Here is a 15,915-nt window from a genome sequence, read left to right as displayed (position 1 = left end):
CGGGCGGTCCGGTCAGGGGACGACGCGGGCGGCGGCCACCGGGCGCTCGGCGGCGGGGTGGGCCCCGGCCGAGGAGGTGTTCACGCTCCACCGGTAGCGGGTGAAGGCGCCGGTGGCGTCCGAGGCGTAGAACATCATGTGGCCGAAGCCCGCGCCGTCGGTGGCGGCGCCCGCGTTGAAGATCCGGCTGTCCGGGAACAGGGCGTAGTTGCCCACCCCGTACCGGCCGTGCGGCTCGGACGTGCAGTCGACCACCTCGACCGCGTACTGGGTCTCGCCGGGGAAGTTCAGCGACGCCACCGGGGCCGCGTAGACGCCCTTCACGGACCTCACCATCACGATGTGCCCGGTGTTGGTGTCCTGGTCGTTGCGGTAGTCGACGGCGACCAGGTCGCCGGGCCGCAGGTCGGCCACCGCGTCGACGCGCTCGAAGTGCGGCACGGACCGCTCGGCGAACGCCAGCCGGTAGTCGCGGGCGAACGGGCTCGCCGTGCCGAAGTGGGTGCGGAAGAACCGGGGCGTCGCCCACGGGTAGGCCCGCCTCAGCACGGCCGTCTGGAACGAGGCGCACTGGCTCCGGTTGACCCACCCCGAGGCGTCGCCGGGCGAGCCCCAGCGGACCACGTTCGGCTGGTCGGGTTCCTTGTAGGCGTTGTTGCCCAACGGGCACGTCGGCAGCGACAGGTAGCCCACCAGCAGCTCGGCTTCGAGCAGGTGCGGTGTTGACGTCCGGTGTGGACGCGGGCCTGACGACCCGGGGTGCGGCGCCAAGGCGGTCCCACCGGGCCGCGGTCTCCAGGACAGGGCCATCGGACGGCTCCCCCCTTCGGTGCGGGCCCGCACACCGTAGTCGAAGGAAGGGGGCGCCACCCGTTGGTCGGCGCGCGTGCGCCGGTCCGACCTACCTGGGCCGCCCCCCGCGCCCCGCCCCGCTCTGCCCCGCCGCGCCCTGCCGGGCCCCGCCCGCCCGCCGCCCTGCCCCGCCCGCCGGGTCCTTCCCTTCCTGGGCCGCCCCCGCCCTGCTCCGCCCGCCCTGTCCTGTTCCGCCGGGCCCGCCCGCCTGCCGGCCCTCGTCGCGCCCGCCGCCCCGACCCGCCACCCCGCCCTCCCATGTGGCGGAACGCTCAACCCGCGCCGCCGCGTCCCCGATAGGCTCGCCTGTCGGGGACGAACTGGCAGGAGGGCAGCGGATGACGAGCACCGATGGCCGGCAGAAGTGGCTGACCGTCGCCGAGGAGTTGGCCACCGGGCTGCGCGTGGACGCGGCCGAGCGCGACCGGCTGGGCGCCGAGCCCGTCGCCGAGGTCGAGGCGCTGCGGCGGTCCGGCCTGCCGGCGGTCCGCGACTGGGCGACCCAGCAGGCGGTGACCCGCGTGGTCGGGGCGGCGGACGCCAACGTCGGCCACCTGCTCGGCTACCACTACCTCCAGGTGTGGCGCTGCGGCCTGTTCGACAACCCCGCCTTCGACCCCGACGCCGACCCGGACCTGTTCTGGGCGGGCGTGAGCAACCCGCTGGACGCGGCGCTCCGGCTCGAACCGGTCGACGGCGGCTTCACCGTCTCCGGCCGCAAGACCTTCGCCACCGGCGCGTCGGTCGCCGACCGCCTCGTGGTCAGCGCCACCCGCGCCGACACCGGCGAGAAGCTGACCTTCACCCTGGACGCCCGGGCCGACGGCATCACCTACGCCGGCGACTGGGACAACATCGGCCAGCGGCTCACCGCCAGCGGCGGCGTGTCCTTCGACGCCGTGCACGTCCCGCACGGCCGAGTGCTGGGCGGCCAGGACACGGCCACGCCCCGGCTGTCGCTGGCCGCCCTCGGCTTCCAGCTCGTGCTGGCCCAGCTGTACGTCGCGCTCGCCGAGGGCGCGCTGGCCGAGGCCGCCCGCTACACCCGCACCACCACCCGCCCGTGGTTCCTCAGCGGCGTGGACAAGGCCGTCGACGACCCCTACACCCTCGGCGCCTACGGCGAGCTGGTCTCCGAGACCAGGGCCGCCGGCCTGCTCGCCGACCACGCCTCCGGGCTGCTGCACGCCGCCTCCGAGCGCGGCGCCGACCTGACCGCCGACGAGCGCGCCGAGGCCGCCGCCGCGATCTCCGCGGCCAAGGTCGTCTCCACCAGGGTCGCCAACCAGACCACCAGCCGCGTGTTCGAGCTGTGCGGCGCCCGCGCCACCGCGGCCGGCTACGCCTTCGACCGGTTCTGGCGCAACGCCCGCACGCTCACCCTGCACGACCCGGTGTCGTACAAGGCTCGCGAGGTCGGCGCGCACTTCCTGACCGGCGAGCACGCGCCGTTCACCGGGTACAGCTGATGGAGCCGGTGCTCGCGCGCAGCGTCCGGCTGGAGGACGACGGCGTCCACGTCCTGGACCGCCGCAACTTCCCGTTCGAGCGGGTCTGGGTGCGCTGCGCCACCGCGGCCGAGGTCGCCAAGGCCATCGAGGACATGGTCACCCAGTCCTCCGGCCCGTACTTCGCCGCCCTGTGGGGCATGGTGCTGGCCGCCCGCGAGGCCCGCGGCCTGCCCCGCGCCGAGGCCCGCGCGTCCCTGGAGCGGGCCGGCGCGATGCTGGTCGAGACCCGGCGCACCAACAACGCCCTGCGCAAGGCCGTGGCCGCCGTGCTGGCTGGCGTGGACGCCTCCGACGACCTCGAAGCGGGCGCGCTGGCCGGCGCGCGCGCCGGCGACGAGCGCTACCGGGACCGCAGCCGCCGGCTCGGCGAGGCCACCGCCGCGCTGCTCCCGGAGGACGGCGCGGTGCTCACCCACTGCTGGGCCGACCTGTACCTGACCGAGACCGTCAAGGCCGCCCAGGGCCTCGGCAAACGTTTGCGCTTCGTGTGCACCGAGACCCGCCCGTACCTCCAGGGCGCCCGGCTGACCGCGGAGACCCTGGGCGAGATGGGCGTGGACACCACCCTGATCACCGACGGCATGGGCGCGGCGGTGATGTCGGCCGGCGAGGTCGACGTGCTGCTGACCGCCGCCGACCGGGTCACCATGGACGGGCACGTGGTGAACAAGGTCGGCACGCTCGGCCTGGCCGTCGCCGCGCACGCCTTCGACGTGCCGTTCCTGGCCATGGTGCAGGCGCCGGACCGGCTCGCGCCGACCGCCGCCGCCGTGCCGATCGAGCACCGGCCGGGCGAGGAGGTGCTGCACACCCTGGGCCGCCGCACGGCCACCGACAAGGCGCGCGGCCGCTACCCCGCCTTCGACGTCACCCCGCCGAGGTTCGTGACCACCGTGGTGACCGACCGCGGTGCGTACGCTCCGCACGAGTTGGCCGACTACTACGCCGAGGACGTTGATGACTGACCGGATCGCTACCGGGTGGGTCGTGCTGGACATCGAGGGCACGCTCAGCGCCACCGACCAGGTGCTGGTCACCCTGTACGACTACGCGCGCCCGCGCCTGGGCCCGTGGATCGACGAGCACCCCGACGACCCGGCCGTGGTCGAGGCGGTGGCGCAGGTCCGCGAGCTGTCCGGGGTCGAGGGCGGCACGGACGAGCTGGTCGCCGTGCTGCACGGCTGGATGGACGCCGACCGGAAGGCCACGCCGCTCAAGGCGTTGCAGGGCCTGATCTGGCAGGAGGGCTACGCGCGCGGCGACCTGGTCGCCGAGTTCTTCCCGGACGTGGTGCCCGCCCTGCGGAGGTGGCACGACGAGGGCGTGAAGCTGGCCGTGTTCTCCTCCGGCTCGGTGGCCGGGCAGGTGGCGTTCTTCCGGCACACCACCGACGGCGACCTGACGCCGCTGTTCGAGCACCACTTCGACACCTCCAACGCGGGCCCGAAGCGCGAGGCGTCGTCGTACCTGAAGATCGCCTCCGTGCTCGACGCGGACCCCGGCGACATCACCTTCTGGTCCGACGTGCCCGCCGAGCTGCACGCCGCCGCCGAGGCGGGCTGGCGCACGGTCGGCGTGGCGCGGCCGGGCGAGCCCCAGGAGCACGCGGACTTCGGCCCGCACCGGCGGGTGGACTCGCTGTGACGCCGGGCGAGGCGCTGGCCGCCGAGTGCGCCCGCTACGCCGCGATGGGCTGGATGCGGGGCACGTCGGGCAACCTGTCGGTGGTCGTCGACCGCGACCCGCTGCGCCTGGCCGTGACGGTCAGCGGCAAGGACAAGGGCGAGCTGACGCCCGACGACGTGGTGCTCGTCGACGCCGGGGGCAACACCGACGACCCGGTGCGCGTGCCGTCCGCCGAGGCGGCCCTGCACGGCCGGATCGCCGCGGTGTCGGGCGCGGGCGCGGTGGTCCACGTGCACGCCCTCGCGCCCGTGGTGGCCGCCGAGCGCTGGCCCGGAGGGGTGGAGCTGCGCGACCTGGAGATGCTCAAGGGCTTCGGCCGGCGCGCCCACGACGACGTGGTCGTCATCCCGGTCGTGCCCAACGGGCAGGACATGGGGGTGCTCGGGGACGCGTTCGAGGAGGGCTTCCGACCGGACGTGCCCGCCTTGCTCGTGGCCCGGCACGGGGTGTACGTGTGGGGTGACGACCTCTACCAGGCCCGTCACCGCCTGGAGTGCCTGGAGTGGCTGCTGCGCTTCACAGTCGAGGTTCCTTCTTCGAGGAGGTAGGCGCGATGACGTTGCTGACCGTGTGGCCGGACACCGAGCCGGGGAACGTGGTGCTGCGCACCGCGGACCCCGCCGAGATCGCCGAGGAGCTGAAGCAGCTCGGGGTCCGCTACGAGCAGTGGCCCGTCCTGCCCGGCGTGACCGCGGAGAACGCCCTGGAGCTGTACCGGGACCGGGTCGACCGCGTCACCGGGACCGAGGGCTACACCCTGGTCGACGCCATGGAGATGACCCCGTCGGACGACCCGGCGTGGCGGGAGACGGCCGCCGCGTCGCGCGCCAGGTTCCTCGCCGAGCACACCCACGACGACGACGAGGACCGGTTCTTCGCGCGCGGCGCGGGAGTGTTCTACCTGCACGTCCGCGACCGCGTGCACGCCGTGCTGTGCGAGGCCGGCGACCTGCTCAGCGTGCCGGAGAACACCACCCACTGGTTCGACATGGGCACCCGGCCCGACTACGTGTCGATCCGGTTCTTCCACGACGACGACGGCTGGGTCGGCAACTTCACCGGCAGCGACATCGCCCGGTCGTTCCCGACGTTCGACCAGCTCATGGCGGGTCACCGAGCGAGCTGAGCTCGGCGGCCAGGTTCCGCCTGGCGCGCGCCTCCCAGCGGGCGCGCGCCGCGGGCGTGGCGTACAGCGGGTCCCGGTCGAGCAGGGACCGCAGCACCGCGCCCCGCCCGGCCCGCCAGGCGTCGTCGGCGACGTGCGCGTACTCGGCGCGCACCGCCCGCCGGTAGCGCTCGTAGTCCGCGGGCCCCGAGCCGAGGACGGCCAGGTCGGCGTCGAGCAGCAGCCGGGCCACCTCGTCGTCCGAGGTGTGGTCGATCGTGGCGAGCACCAGCTCCGCGACCCGCTCCGCCTGCGGCAGCCCGGCCAGCCGCGCCCGCGCCCAGTCGGCGCTGCGGCGCTCGTCCTCACCGGGCCGGCCGTCGTAGACGACGTCGTGCGCCAGGGCCGCCAGCACCAGCACCGCGCGCTCCTCGGCCGTCCGGTCGGCGGCCAGCGCGGTCACGTCCCGCACGACGGCCAGCACGTGGTCGGCGTTGTGGTAGCCGCGGTGCGGTTCGGCGTACCGCCCGGCCAGGTCGCCGGGCGGGTGGTCGCCGCCCAGCGCGCGGACGGCGTCGTGCCACGCGGTCTCCAGGTCGCCCACGGGGACCATTCCACCGCGAATCCGCCGGAGGGCGACACGTCCGAACGGTCCTGGGCGATACACCGGGTGGAGCACTCCTTCGACTCCGCGAGGTGCACCATGCGCAAGACCGCCCGCGCCTTCCTGGCCGCAGCCCTGCTCACGGCCATCCCCGCCGCCGCTGCCGCCACTGCCGCCGCCGCCCGGTCCGACGACAGCCGGGCCTCCGTCGTGGTCGGCGACGTCCGCCTCGACCAGCCGGGCGACGCCTGCGACGCGGTCGGCCTGCCCGGCGACGAGACCGCCCTGCCCCCGGACGCCCACCGGGCCAACGGCCCCTACCTCGACGTGGTGGCCTTCCCGCCGGGCCTGGCCGTGACCGGTGTCGTGGTGGCCAACGGCGAGGCCTACCACCTCTACCCGGCGGCCACCCTCCACGACCTGCCCTGGGAAGGGCTGCGGGCGCCGCTCGACCAGGACGACCGGGTCCCGGCCGTCGCCCACTGGTTCGCCTGCGCGATCACGGTCGCGACCACCTCGCCCACCACCGACCGCACCGCCGCCACCTCGCTGGACGCCCCCGTGACGAGCCCGAACGGCGCGGTCCGGCCCGTGCCGACCACCACCGCGCCCCGGATCGGCGCCACCACCGCCCGGACCGCGACCACGGCCACCCCGACCACCACGACAGCCACCCCGACCCCGACCACCGCGCCCGCCGCGAACACCGCCCTCGCCGCCACCGGGACCGACCTCGCCGAGCCGGTCACGACGGGTCTCGCCCTGCTCGCCGCGGGCCTCGCGCTGCTGGTCACCGGCCGGGCGCGCCGCGCGAGGCGCTGAACCGCCGCGACCGGTCCACCGGCTGTGACCTGCGCTACCTCGCCCGAGCCGGCAACCGGCCCAGCCGAGCCTCCCGGAACGGGGCCGTCTACGATCCGAGAAGCCGACGGGCCCGCCCGCCGGTCATGCCAGAACCAGCACAGGCAGGAGGCACCGTGACGGCCGTAGCCCCGCAGCCGATCGCTACGCGGCCCTTCGGGACTCGCAAGGCGGTCAAGGGTTCGTTCCTGCTGCGGATGTTCCGCACCACGGACCACAAGCAAATCGGCATCATGTACCTGGTCACGTCGTTCGCCTTCTTCATGGTGGGCGGCGCGATGGCCATGCTGATCCGCACCGAGCTGGCCCGGCCCGGGATGCAGTTCCTCTCGCAGGAGCAGTACAACCAGCTGTTCACCATGCACGGCACGGTGATGCTGCTGCTCTACGCGACCCCCATCGTGTTCGGCTTCGCGAACTTCATCCTGCCGTTGCAGATCGGCTCGCCGGACGTGGCGTTCCCGCGGCTCAACGCCTTCTCGTACTGGCTGTACCTGTTCGGCGGCCTGATCGTGATGGCGGGCTTCCTCACGCCGGGCGGCGCGGCCGACTTCGGCTGGTTCGCCTACACGCCGCTGTCCAACGCCATCCACTCGCCCGGCGCGGGCGCCGACCTGTGGATCTCCGGCCTGGTCGTCGGTGGTCTCGGCACCATCCTCGGCGCGGTCAACATGATCACCACCGTGGTCTGCCTGCGGGCGCCCGGCATGACCATGTTCCGGATGCCGATCTTCACCTGGAACATCCTGGTGACGAGCGTGCTGGTGCTGCTGGCGTTCCCGATCCTGACCGCCGCGCTGCTGGGCCTGCTGGCCGACCGGCACCTGGGCGCCCACGTGTTCGACCCCGCCAACGGCGGCGTGATCCTGTGGCAGCACCTGTTCTGGTTCTTCGGCCACCCCGAGGTCTACATCGTCGCGCTGCCGTTCTTCGGCATCGTGTCCGAGATCTTCCCGGTGTTCAGCCGCAAGCCGCTGTTCGGCTACAACGGCCTCGTCTACGCCACGCTGGGCATCGCGGCCCTGTCCGTCGCCGTGTGGGCCCACCACATGTACGCCACGGGCGCGGTGCTGCTGCCGTTCTTCGCGTTCATGACCTTCCTGATCGCCGTGCCGACCGGCATCAAGTTCTTCAACTGGATCGGCACCATGTGGAAGGGGCAGCTGACGTTCGAGACGCCGATGCTGTTCAGCATCGGCTTCATCGTCACGTTCCTCTTCGGCGGCCTGTCGGGCATCCTGCTGGCCGCGCCGGCGATCGACTTCCACGTCTCGGACACGTACTTCGTCGTCGCGCACTTCCACTACGTGCTCTACGGCACGATCGTGTTCGCCACCTTCGCGGGCATCTACTTCTGGTTCCCGAAGATCACCGGCCGGATGCTGGACGAGCCGCTGGGCAAGCTCCACTTCTGGACCACGTTCCTCGGCTTCCACGCCACGTTCCTGGTGCAGCACTGGCTGGGCAACGAGGGCATGCCGCGCCGGTACGCGGACTACCTGCCCGGTGACGGCTTCACCGCGTTGAACACGATCTCCACGATCGGCGCCTACATCCTGGGCGCGTCGACGCTGCCGTTCATCTACAACATCTTCAAGTCCTACCGGTACGGCGAGACCGTGCACGTGGACGACCCGTGGGGCTTCGGCAACTCGCTGGAGTGGGCGACCTCCTGCCCGCCGCCGCGGCACAACTTCACCGAGCTGCCCCGCATCCGCTCCGCGCGCCCGGCGTTCGAGCTGCACTACCCGCACATGATCGAGCGGATGCACGAGGAAGCGCACGTGACGTTCACCGGCAAGGCCGTCCCGCACGACAAGGCCAAGGCCGCGCCGTCCGAGAAGGCCGCGCAGGCGGTCCAGTCCGGCACCGCCTCGGAAGGCACCGAGAGCAGCCACGAGTAACCTCGACGCGCAGGTTCGACGACGAGCCCCGGATGGCCCTCGGCTGCCGGGGCTCGTCGCTGTCCGACGCCCCGTCCGGCACCACCCGCCCCGGCACCCGTCGCTGTTCGGCATAGGAGCCCTCGTGACCAAGCCCACCGCCACGCCCGTCCTGATCACGGTCACCGGACCGGACAAGCCGGGGGTGTCCTCGGTGCTGTTCGCGGTGCTGACCCGGCACGGCGTGGAGATCCTCGACGTCGAGCAGGTCGTCATCCGCGGTCGGCTGGTGCTCGGTGTGCTCGTCGGCGCCGACCGCGACCCCGAGGGCCTCCAGGAGTCCGTCGAGCAGGCCATGGCGACGGTGTCCATGAACGTCGAGGTGGAGCTCGGCGCGGACTCCAAGCGCACCGCCCGGCTGGAGTCGAGCCACGTGATCATCCTGCTCGGCCGCCCGGTGACCGCCCGCGCGTTCACCGAGGTGGCGCGGCGGCTGGCGGCGCTGGGCGTGAACATCGACGCCATCCGGGGCGTGGCCGACTACCCGGTCACCGGCCTGGAGCTGCGGGTGTCCGTGGCGGCCGACACGGGGGAGAGCGACGCGGCCCTGCGGGCGGCGCTGGCCGAGGTGGCGGTGCGCGGCGGGCTGGACATCGCGGTGGAGCGGGCCGGGCTGACCCGGCGCGCCAAGCGGCTGGTGGTGTTCGACGTCGACTCCACGCTCATCCAGGGCGAGGTGATCGAGATGCTGGCCGCGCACGTCGGGGTGGAGCCGCAGGTCAGGGAGATCACCGAGGCGGCCATGCGCGGCGAGCTGGACTTCGCCGAGTCGCTGGAGCGGCGGGTGGCGCTGCTGGCGGGCCTGGACGAGGCGGTGCTCGACGAGGTGGCGGAGTCCCTGGAGCTGACGCCGGGCGCCCGCACCACCGTGCGGACGCTCAAGCGGCTCGGGTTCCGCTGCGGCGTCGTCTCCGGCGGTTTCACGCGCGTCATCCAGCGGCTGGTCGACGAGCTGGGCCTGGACTTCTGCGCGGCCAACGAGCTGGAGGTCGTGGACGGCAAGCTGACCGGCCGCGTGGTCGGCGAGGTGGTGGACCGGGCGGCCAAGGCGGTGGCGCTGCGGCGGTTCGCCGAGCAGGAGGGCGTGCCGATGGGGCAGACCGTGGCCGTGGGCGACGGCGCCAACGACATCGACATGATCGGCGCGGCCGGCCTGGGGGTGGCGTTCAACGCGAAGCCCGCGCTGCGCGAGGTCGCGGACACCGCGCTGTCGCACCCGTTCCTGGACGCGGTGCTGTTCGTGCTCGGCGTGACCAGGGCCGAGGTGGAGGCCGCGGACGCGGCGGACGGCCTGGAGCTGAACCGGCTGTGAACCCGATCCTGCGGATGCTGGTCGACCGGCGCTACGCGACGGACGTGGAGGACCCGGCGGCGGTGCGCGCGATGCCGGTGGTGCTGCGCATCGAGCGGTCCGCGCCGCCGTCGCGCACGGAGGTGCTGGAGGCCGCGGCGGCGGCCGCGGTCGCGGTGTGCCTGGACGAGCGGGCCCTGCCCGGCGGCGAGTGGCACGACGACGTGGTCGCGTGGGTGCGCGGCCGCATCCGCAAGGTGTCGCGGCGGGCCCGGGGCGCGCACTGGGAGGCCGTGCGGGCGCTGCCCGGCGTGACGGTCGAGGTCGGCGGTGCGCAGGCGCGGGCGTTCGTGCCGGGGCTGGTCGCGGAGCTGCCCAAGGAGCTGAGCCGGTTGCAGGTCTCGGGCAGCGACCTGCCGCCGGACGAGCCGGGACCGGTGCCGCCGGGCGCGCACGAGCTGTGGCTCAACCCGCGCGTGGAGATGACGGCCGGCAAGGCCGCGGCGCAGGTCGGGCACGCGTCGATGCTGCTCGCGCCGCACCTGTCCGAGCCGGAGCTGGAGAAGTGGGCCGGGGTGGGCTACCGGTGCGCGGTCCGGACGCCCTCGGCGGCGGACTGGGACGCGCTGGTGGCGGGGCCGGACGTCGTGCTGGTCCGCGACGCCGGGTACACGGAGGTCGCGCCCGGTACCGCGACCGTGGCGGTGAACCGCCGGACCGGGTGAGGTTTGCCCCGGCCTTCCCGGGGCAACCATGCACGGCGTGGGCCTCTTGGACGTAGTGGACGCCAGGATCGGTGACGGGCTGGAGAGCCTGTTGTGCGCGCACCACGCCCGCCGGCTGCGCAAGCTGGGCTGGGGCTCGGTGTTCGGCGACGAGGGCGGCTGGTGGTCGCCCCGGCGGCCCGTGCGCGACGGCAACCGGGTCGAGGTGCTGGTCGACGGGCACGAGCTGCTGCCCGCCGTGTCCGAGGCGATCTCGTCCGCCCGCGAGTCCGTGCACCTGGCCGGCTGGTGCATGAGCCCCGACTTCAAGCTGACCCGCGAACCGGGTGCGCCGACGCTGCGCGAGCTGCTGGCGTCGGCGGCGGAGCGGGTGCCGGTGCGGGTGCTGCTGTGGGCGGGCCCGCCGGTGCCGATGTTCGAGCCGACCCGCAAGCGGGTGCGGACCGCCCGCGAGGAGTTCATGCGCGACAGCGCCGTGTCCTGCGTCATCGACGCCCGCGAGCGGACCATGCACTGCCACCACGAGAAGATCATCGTGGTGGACGGCTCCGTCGCCTTCGTCGGCGGCATGGACCTCACCGCCGTGGAGGGCGACCGGCACGACACGTCGGAGCACCCGCCGCGCCACCCGCTGGGCTGGCACGACATCGGCACCCGGCTGCGCGGCCCGATCGTGGCGGACGTGGCCCGGCACTTCCGCGCCCGCTGGCAGGAGATCGCGGGCGAGGAGCTGCCGGTCCCGCCGGTGCCGGAGCCCGCGGGCACGTCGTCCGCGCAGCTCGTCCGCACCATCCCCGAGCGAACCTACGACTTCGTGCCGCGCGGCGAGTTCAGCCTGCTCGACTCGTACCTGAGGGCCCTGCGCTCCGCGACGCGCCTGGTGTACCTGGAGAACCAGTTCCTGTGGTCGCCCGAGGTGACCGAGATCCTGATCGAGAAGCTGCGGAACCCGCCGGACCCGAGGTTCCGGGTGGTGCTGGTGCTGCCGCGCAAGCCCAGCAACGGCGCCGACACCACCCGCGGTCAGCTGGGCAGGCTGATCGACGCCGACGACGGCGGCCGCAGGCTGATCGCCGCCACCCTGTCCTCGCACGACGGCCAGGCCTCGTCCTCGGTGTACGTGCACGCCAAGCTCGCCATCGTCGACGACCGCTGGATCAGCGTCGGCTCGGCCAACCTCAACGAGCACTCGCTGTTCAACGACACCGAGGTCAACGTGGTGACCGACGACCCCGACGTGGCCCGCGGCACCAGGCTGCGGCTGTGGTCCGAGCACCTGCGCCGCCCGGTGGAGGAGGTGTCCGGCGCGCCGGAGGACGTGGTCGACGGCCTGTGGCGGGACCTGGTCGAGTCGGAGGGCGACCACCGCGTGACCGGGCTGCCCGGCGTGTCCCGGCGGGCCGGTCGCCTCCAGGGCCCGCTGCGCGGCCTGCTCGTGGACGGCTGACAGCTGCGCCTGCCGGCAGCCGCTCCGGTCGCCGACCGGGCCTGCCGGCAGCCGAGCCGACTGGCAGCCGAGCCGGCGTGCCGGGCGTCGGCGGCCCCGCGCGCGCCGCCGACGCCCGGCCTCAGCCGTTCGCCGCGTCCAGCCGCTTCAGCGCCGCCCGCACCACCTCGGGGTCGTAGGTCGTCCAGAACGGCGGCAGGGACGCCCGCAGGAACCCGCCGTACCGGGCGGTGGCCAGGCGCGGGTCCAGGACGGCCACCACGCCCTTGTCGCTCATCGACCGCAGCAGCCGCCCCGCGCCCTGCGCCAGCAGCAGCGCCGCGTGGGTGGCGGCCACGGTGAGGAACCCGTTGCCGCCGCGCGACTCGACCGCCTTCTGCCGCGCCGAGGCGAGCGGGTCGTCGGGGCGGGGGAACGGGATCCGGTCCATCATCACCAGTTGCAGCGACGGACCCGGCACGTCCACGCCCTGCCACAGCGACAGCGTGCCGAACAGGCACGTCCGCGCGTCCTCGGCGAACCGCTTCACCAGCTGCCCGGTCGAGTCGTCGCCCTGGCACAGCACCGGGAACTCCAGCCGGGAGCGCAGCGCCTCGGCGGCGGACTTGGCCGCGCGCATCGACGAGAACAGGCCCAACGCCCGCCCGCCGGCCGCGTTGACCAGCCCCTCGATCTCGTCCACGTAGGACGGTGGGAGCCCGTCGCGGCCGGGCGGCGGCAGGTGCCGCGCCACGTACAGGATGCCGCTGGTGCCATGCGAGAACGGCGAACCCACGTCCAGGCCGGTCCAGCGCGGCGCGCCCAGGTCGGACGGCGGCTCCTTGTCCGTGGCCGCGCCCGCGGCCTTCACCGACGGCGACGACGCGGGCAGGCCCCACTGCCGCGCCAGCGTGTCGAACGTGCCGCCCAGCGTCAGCGTCGCCGAGGTCAGGACCGTGGTGCGCTTGCCGAACAGCCGCTCCCGCAGCAGCCCGCCCACGCCCAGCGGCGCGACCCGCAGCGACGGCGACCGGTCGCCGTGGTCGCCCGACACCCACACCACGTCGTGGTCGTCGTCGAACGCCTCCAGGATCCGCACCGCGCAGTCGTGCACGTCGTCCAGCAGCGTCAGCGCCAGCTTGCGCGACGTGGCGCCCTCGGCGTCCTCCTTGCGCTCCGGCCCGAGGGACGTGATGCACGCGTGCGCCGCGTCCCTGGTCGCCGCCAGCGCGCCGGCCAGCGCCTTCGGCAGCGAGTCGAGCCGGCCCGCGGGCACGTCCTCCAGCACCATGGCCAACCCGTCGGACGCCTCGGCCAGCCGGTCGGCCACGCCCTGGTCGATGAGCCGGCCGCAGCGCCGCGCCGCGGTCGCCGCCAGGGAACCGCTCAGCTCCTCGGTCGCCACCGACGTGATGCGGTCGACCAGGTCGTGCGCCTCGTCGATCACCACCACGTCGTGGTCGGGCAGCACCTGGTAGCCCTCCAGGGCGTCCACGGCGAGCATCGCGTGGTTGGTCACCACCACGTCGGCCCGGCCCGCCTCGCCCCGCGCCCGCTCGGCGAAGCAGTCGGTCCCGATCGGGCACTTGCCCACGCCGAGGCACTCGCGCGCGGTCACCGACACCTGCCGCCACGCCTGGTCGCTCACGCCGGGCACCAGCTCGTCGCGGTCGCCGGTCTCGGTGTCGGACGACCACTCGTGCAGGCGCTTCACCTCGCGGCCCATCCGCGACACGGCGAACGGGTCGAACAGGCCCGCTTCCTCCGGCTCGTCCGGCGCGCCGGTGTGCAGGCGGTGCAGGCACAGGTAGTTGCGGCGGCCCTTGAGGATGGCGAACCGGGGCTCGCGGCCCAGCTCCTTCTTCAGCGCCTTGGCCAGCCGGGGCAGGTCGCGGTCCACCAGCTGGCGCTGGAGCGCGATGGTGGCGGTGGAGATGACGACCGTGGCCTCCTCGGCCACCGCGTGCCGCAGCGACGGCACCAGGTAGGCCAGCGACTTGCCGGTGCCGGTGCCCGCCTGGACGGCCAGGTGCTCGCCCGTGCGGATGGAGCGCTCGACCGCCTCGGCCATCTCCACCTGGCCCTGCCGCTCGGCTCCGCCCACCGCCTCCACGGCGACGGCGAGCAGCGTTCTGGTGTCGGGGATCGCGGTGGTGGCGGGCACGGCGAAGACCGTACCCGCCACCACCGTCAGTCCTCGCGCAGTCCTCGGGACCGTCAGACCGAGGCGAGCACCCGGCTGCCCAGCGCCACGACGGCCTCGCGGTGCGCCGAGGTCAGCTCCACCGGCTCACCGCGCCGCGCGGCGACCAGGTCGCGCAGCTCGCCGGCCAGGTCGGGCCAGTGCCCGGCGGCAAGCTCGGCGGCCCGGGACTTGGAGACGACCTCGCCGGTGCGGATGGTGTGCCACTGCCGGGCCGGGCCGAACGCGACCCACAGCACGCCGTCGCGGCGCCCCGGGCCGGTCACCGAGGCCACCAGCTCCACCAGGGGCCGCCAGTACTCGACGAGGTTGCGCCGGCAGTACCGCTCGACCTCGTCCCGCGTCACCGCGAACCTCGGTCGCGGACCGCGGAGGGTGGTCGAGCACCGGTTGAGCTGGTGGAGCAGCACGGGCGTCACGTCGTGGGTCGCGTCGGCGTGGAACGCGCCGTCCCGCCCCCACGGCCCGGGTTCGCCGCCCACCAGGCAGACCAGGTCCAGCTCCGGCGTCAGCGCCGCGGCGAGCGCGGCGAGGTCGTCCGGTCCGGGCGCGCGGGACAGCTCCAGCACGAGGTCGAGGTCGGACCCGGGCTGGTGGTCGCCCAGCGCGGCGGAACCCACCACGTGGGCGGCGTGCGCCAGCCCGGGCGCCGACCCGTCGAGCGAGGTCAGGAATGCCTCGCTCACTTCCTCTTGACCAGCAGCCACGCGGCGGGCAGCAGACCGGCGGCCAGCGCGACCTTCAGCGCGTCGCCGAGCAGGAACGGGGTGACGCCGAGCTGGAGCGCCTTGCCGAACCCGACGCCGGTGGCGGCCATCAGCCACGGCACGCCGCACGCGTAGATCGCCAGGTTGCCCAGCGCCATGGTGCCGGCGGTCCGCAGCGGCGTGCGGTCGCCGCCGCGCGCGGCCAGGTGCCCGACCAGCGCGCCGGCGAGGACGAACCCGACCACGTAGCCCAGCGAGGCGGGCGTGCCGGACGCGCCGCCCTGGAACCAGGGCACGCCCGCGACGCCGGCGACCAGGTACAGCGCCATCGAGACGCCGCCGCGCCGCCACCCGAGGGCCGCGCCGACGAGCAGGGCCGCGAACGTCTGGCCGGTGATCGGGACCGGGCTGCCCGGCACCGGCAGCACCACCTGGGCGGCCAGGCCGGTGAGGCCTGCGCCCGCGACGACCAGGGCGATGTCGCGCGCCAAGGCGCCCGGCACCAGGTCGGCGAGCACCGCGCGACGGCCGGGAACGGCGAGGACGGACACTTCGAACCTCCTACGGGATCGACTTCCCCGGGAGGCTAACCGCCGATCACCGCTCCGGTCTTCGCCGAACCACCGCAAAGTCGGCCACGTCACGCGCGCTCGGCGGTTCTCGGCGGTTCTCGGCGGTCCGGCGTCACCGATGTGGTCGACGCGGTCGACGTGGTCGACGGCCGGGCGTCGCCCCCTCCCCAGCTCGAAGATGCCGCAGACACCCGACCGGGATCGCCCGACAGGGCTATGTGCTGATCATCGGACAGGTCTCCGCCCCACCGCAGTCCCGGATCGAGTGACAACGCGAAGTCTTTTCGGGCCGGTGTTCCACCTTCGGTGGCGCCTGTTGAGCGATTCGGGTGGAGGTGCTGCTCCGTTACGGGCAGCACCTCTTAATCCGACGGGTCGAACGCCGATAGGGGCAATTACTCGGCACCACCCATCCTCGACAGAGGGGAG

The 15,915-nt window shown here is 74.1% G+C and carries 15 protein-coding genes; 10 read left to right on the top strand and 5 right to left on the bottom strand.

The genetic code is table 11. From position 1 onward, the window contains the following. Positions 1–12: 12 nt before the first annotated feature. Complete coding sequence (locus ABD223_RS15395) at positions 13–810, bottom strand: hypothetical protein (RefSeq protein WP_344036872.1); 798 nt, start codon at positions 808–810, stop codon at positions 13–15. A 380-nt stretch (positions 811–1,190) separates the two neighbouring features. Here ABD223_RS15395 and ABD223_RS15390 point away from each other — a divergent pair, with 380 nt between their 5' ends. From ABD223_RS15390 to ABD223_RS15370, 5 genes are read left to right on the top strand one after another with little or no spacing between them, the layout of a single operon-like run. After that, positions 1,191–2,321: an acyl-CoA dehydrogenase family protein gene (locus tag ABD223_RS15390; protein ID WP_344036870.1), complete on the top strand. Its 1,131-nt coding sequence runs from the start codon at positions 1,191–1,193 to the stop codon at positions 2,319–2,321. Continuing rightward, a complete protein-coding gene (locus ABD223_RS15385; protein WP_344036869.1) occupies positions 2,321–3,328 on the top strand; it encodes a s-methyl-5-thioribose-1-phosphate isomerase in 1,008 nt (335 codons plus the stop codon). The genes ABD223_RS15390 and ABD223_RS15385 overlap by 1 nt, the downstream gene beginning before the upstream one ends. After that, positions 3,321–4,007, top strand: a complete 687-nt coding sequence (gene mtnC / locus ABD223_RS15380) for an acireductone synthase (RefSeq protein ID WP_344036868.1) — start codon at positions 3,321–3,323, stop codon at positions 4,005–4,007. The genes ABD223_RS15385 and mtnC overlap by 8 nt, the downstream gene beginning before the upstream one ends. Continuing rightward, complete coding sequence (gene mtnB, locus ABD223_RS15375) at positions 4,004–4,597, top strand: methylthioribulose 1-phosphate dehydratase (RefSeq protein WP_344036867.1); 594 nt, start codon at positions 4,004–4,006, stop codon at positions 4,595–4,597. Before mtnC ends, mtnB begins: the two co-directional genes overlap by 4 nt. A 5-nt stretch (positions 4,598–4,602) precedes the next feature. Then, positions 4,603–5,175 carry a 1,2-dihydroxy-3-keto-5-methylthiopentene dioxygenase gene (locus ABD223_RS15370; RefSeq protein WP_344036866.1) on the top strand — a complete coding sequence of 191 codons (573 nt, stop codon included), beginning with the start codon at positions 4,603–4,605 and terminating at the stop codon, positions 5,173–5,175. Here ABD223_RS15370 and ABD223_RS15365 read toward each other — a convergent pair. Beyond that, positions 5,150–5,758, bottom strand: coding sequence for an HD domain-containing protein (locus ABD223_RS15365; RefSeq protein WP_344036865.1), 609 nt, complete (start codon positions 5,756–5,758; stop codon positions 5,150–5,152). The two genes, ABD223_RS15370 and ABD223_RS15365, sit on opposite strands and share 26 nt — an antisense overlap. A 99-nt stretch (positions 5,759–5,857) precedes the next feature. On the opposite strand from ABD223_RS15365, the gene ABD223_RS15360 reads away from it, so the two are divergent. The 5 genes from ABD223_RS15360 to ABD223_RS15340 all read left to right on the top strand — a co-directional run bounded on the left by ABD223_RS15360 (position 5,858) and on the right by ABD223_RS15340 (position 12,025). Beyond that, positions 5,858–6,580 carry a hypothetical protein gene (locus ABD223_RS15360; protein WP_344036864.1) on the top strand — a complete coding sequence of 241 codons (723 nt, stop codon included), beginning with the start codon at positions 5,858–5,860 and terminating at the stop codon, positions 6,578–6,580. Between the two features lie 155 nt (positions 6,581–6,735). Beyond that, the gene (gene ctaD / locus ABD223_RS15355; protein WP_344036863.1) at positions 6,736–8,523 is read left to right on the top strand and encodes an aa3-type cytochrome oxidase subunit I; all 1,788 of its coding nucleotides are present in this window, start codon (positions 6,736–6,738) and stop codon (positions 8,521–8,523) included. 124 nt (positions 8,524–8,647) lie between these two features. Next, complete coding sequence (gene serB, locus ABD223_RS15350; protein ID WP_344036862.1) at positions 8,648–9,874, top strand: phosphoserine phosphatase SerB; 1,227 nt, start codon at positions 8,648–8,650, stop codon at positions 9,872–9,874. Between the two features lie 14 nt (positions 9,875–9,888). Further along, entirely contained in the window at positions 9,889–10,578 is a 690-nt protein-coding gene (locus tag ABD223_RS15345) for an aminoacyl-tRNA hydrolase (protein WP_344036929.1), read from the top strand. 37 nt (positions 10,579–10,615) lie between these two features. After that, positions 10,616–12,025: a phospholipase D-like domain-containing protein gene (locus tag ABD223_RS15340; RefSeq protein ID WP_344036861.1), complete on the top strand. Its 1,410-nt coding sequence runs from the start codon at positions 10,616–10,618 to the stop codon at positions 12,023–12,025. Between the two features lie 121 nt (positions 12,026–12,146). Here the strand turns inward: ABD223_RS15340 and ABD223_RS15335 are convergent, their stop codons facing one another. From ABD223_RS15335 to ABD223_RS15325, 3 genes are read right to left on the bottom strand one after another with little or no spacing between them, the layout of a single operon-like run. Continuing rightward, a complete protein-coding gene (locus ABD223_RS15335) occupies positions 12,147–14,168 on the bottom strand; it encodes an ATP-dependent DNA helicase (RefSeq protein WP_344036928.1) in 2,022 nt (673 codons plus the stop codon). A gap of 53 nt (positions 14,169–14,221) precedes the next feature. Then, positions 14,222–14,893 (bottom strand): hypothetical protein, encoded by a 672-nt coding sequence (locus tag ABD223_RS15330; protein ID WP_344036860.1) that lies wholly within the window; start codon positions 14,891–14,893, stop codon positions 14,222–14,224. Beyond that, positions 14,890–15,465: a biotin transporter BioY gene (locus ABD223_RS15325; protein WP_344036859.1), complete on the bottom strand. Its 576-nt coding sequence runs from the start codon at positions 15,463–15,465 to the stop codon at positions 14,890–14,892. Before ABD223_RS15325 ends, ABD223_RS15330 begins: the two co-directional genes overlap by 4 nt. Between the last annotated feature and the right edge of the window lie 450 nt (positions 15,466–15,915).

Origin of the sequence: Saccharothrix xinjiangensis (assembly GCF_039527585.1) — a bacterium.
Lineage (GTDB): Bacteria > Actinomycetota > Actinomycetes > Mycobacteriales > Pseudonocardiaceae > Actinosynnema > Actinosynnema xinjiangensis.
The sequence above is the reverse complement of the archived record's forward strand: the minus strand, read 5'-3'. Positions and strand labels throughout refer to the sequence as shown.

Excerpts from the sequence above, each read along its gene's own strand:
- ABD223_RS15395 (WP_344036872.1), bottom strand. The coding sequence starts at position 810 with ATGGCCCTGTCCTGGAGACCGCGGCCCGGTGGGACCGCCTTGGCGCCG.
- ABD223_RS15390 (WP_344036870.1), top strand. The coding sequence starts at position 1,191 with ATGACGAGCACCGATGGCCGGCAGAAGTGGCTGACCGTCGCCGAGGAG.
- ABD223_RS15385 (WP_344036869.1), top strand. The coding sequence starts at position 2,321 with ATGGAGCCGGTGCTCGCGCGCAGCGTCCGGCTGGAGGACGACGGCGTC.
- mtnC (WP_344036868.1), top strand. The coding sequence starts at position 3,321 with ATGACTGACCGGATCGCTACCGGGTGGGTCGTGCTGGACATCGAGGGC.
- ABD223_RS15370 (WP_344036866.1), top strand. The coding sequence starts at position 4,603 with ATGACGTTGCTGACCGTGTGGCCGGACACCGAGCCGGGGAACGTGGTG.
- ABD223_RS15360 (WP_344036864.1), top strand. The coding sequence starts at position 5,858 with ATGCGCAAGACCGCCCGCGCCTTCCTGGCCGCAGCCCTGCTCACGGCC.
- ABD223_RS15345 (WP_344036929.1), top strand. The coding sequence starts at position 9,889 with ATGCTGGTCGACCGGCGCTACGCGACGGACGTGGAGGACCCGGCGGCG.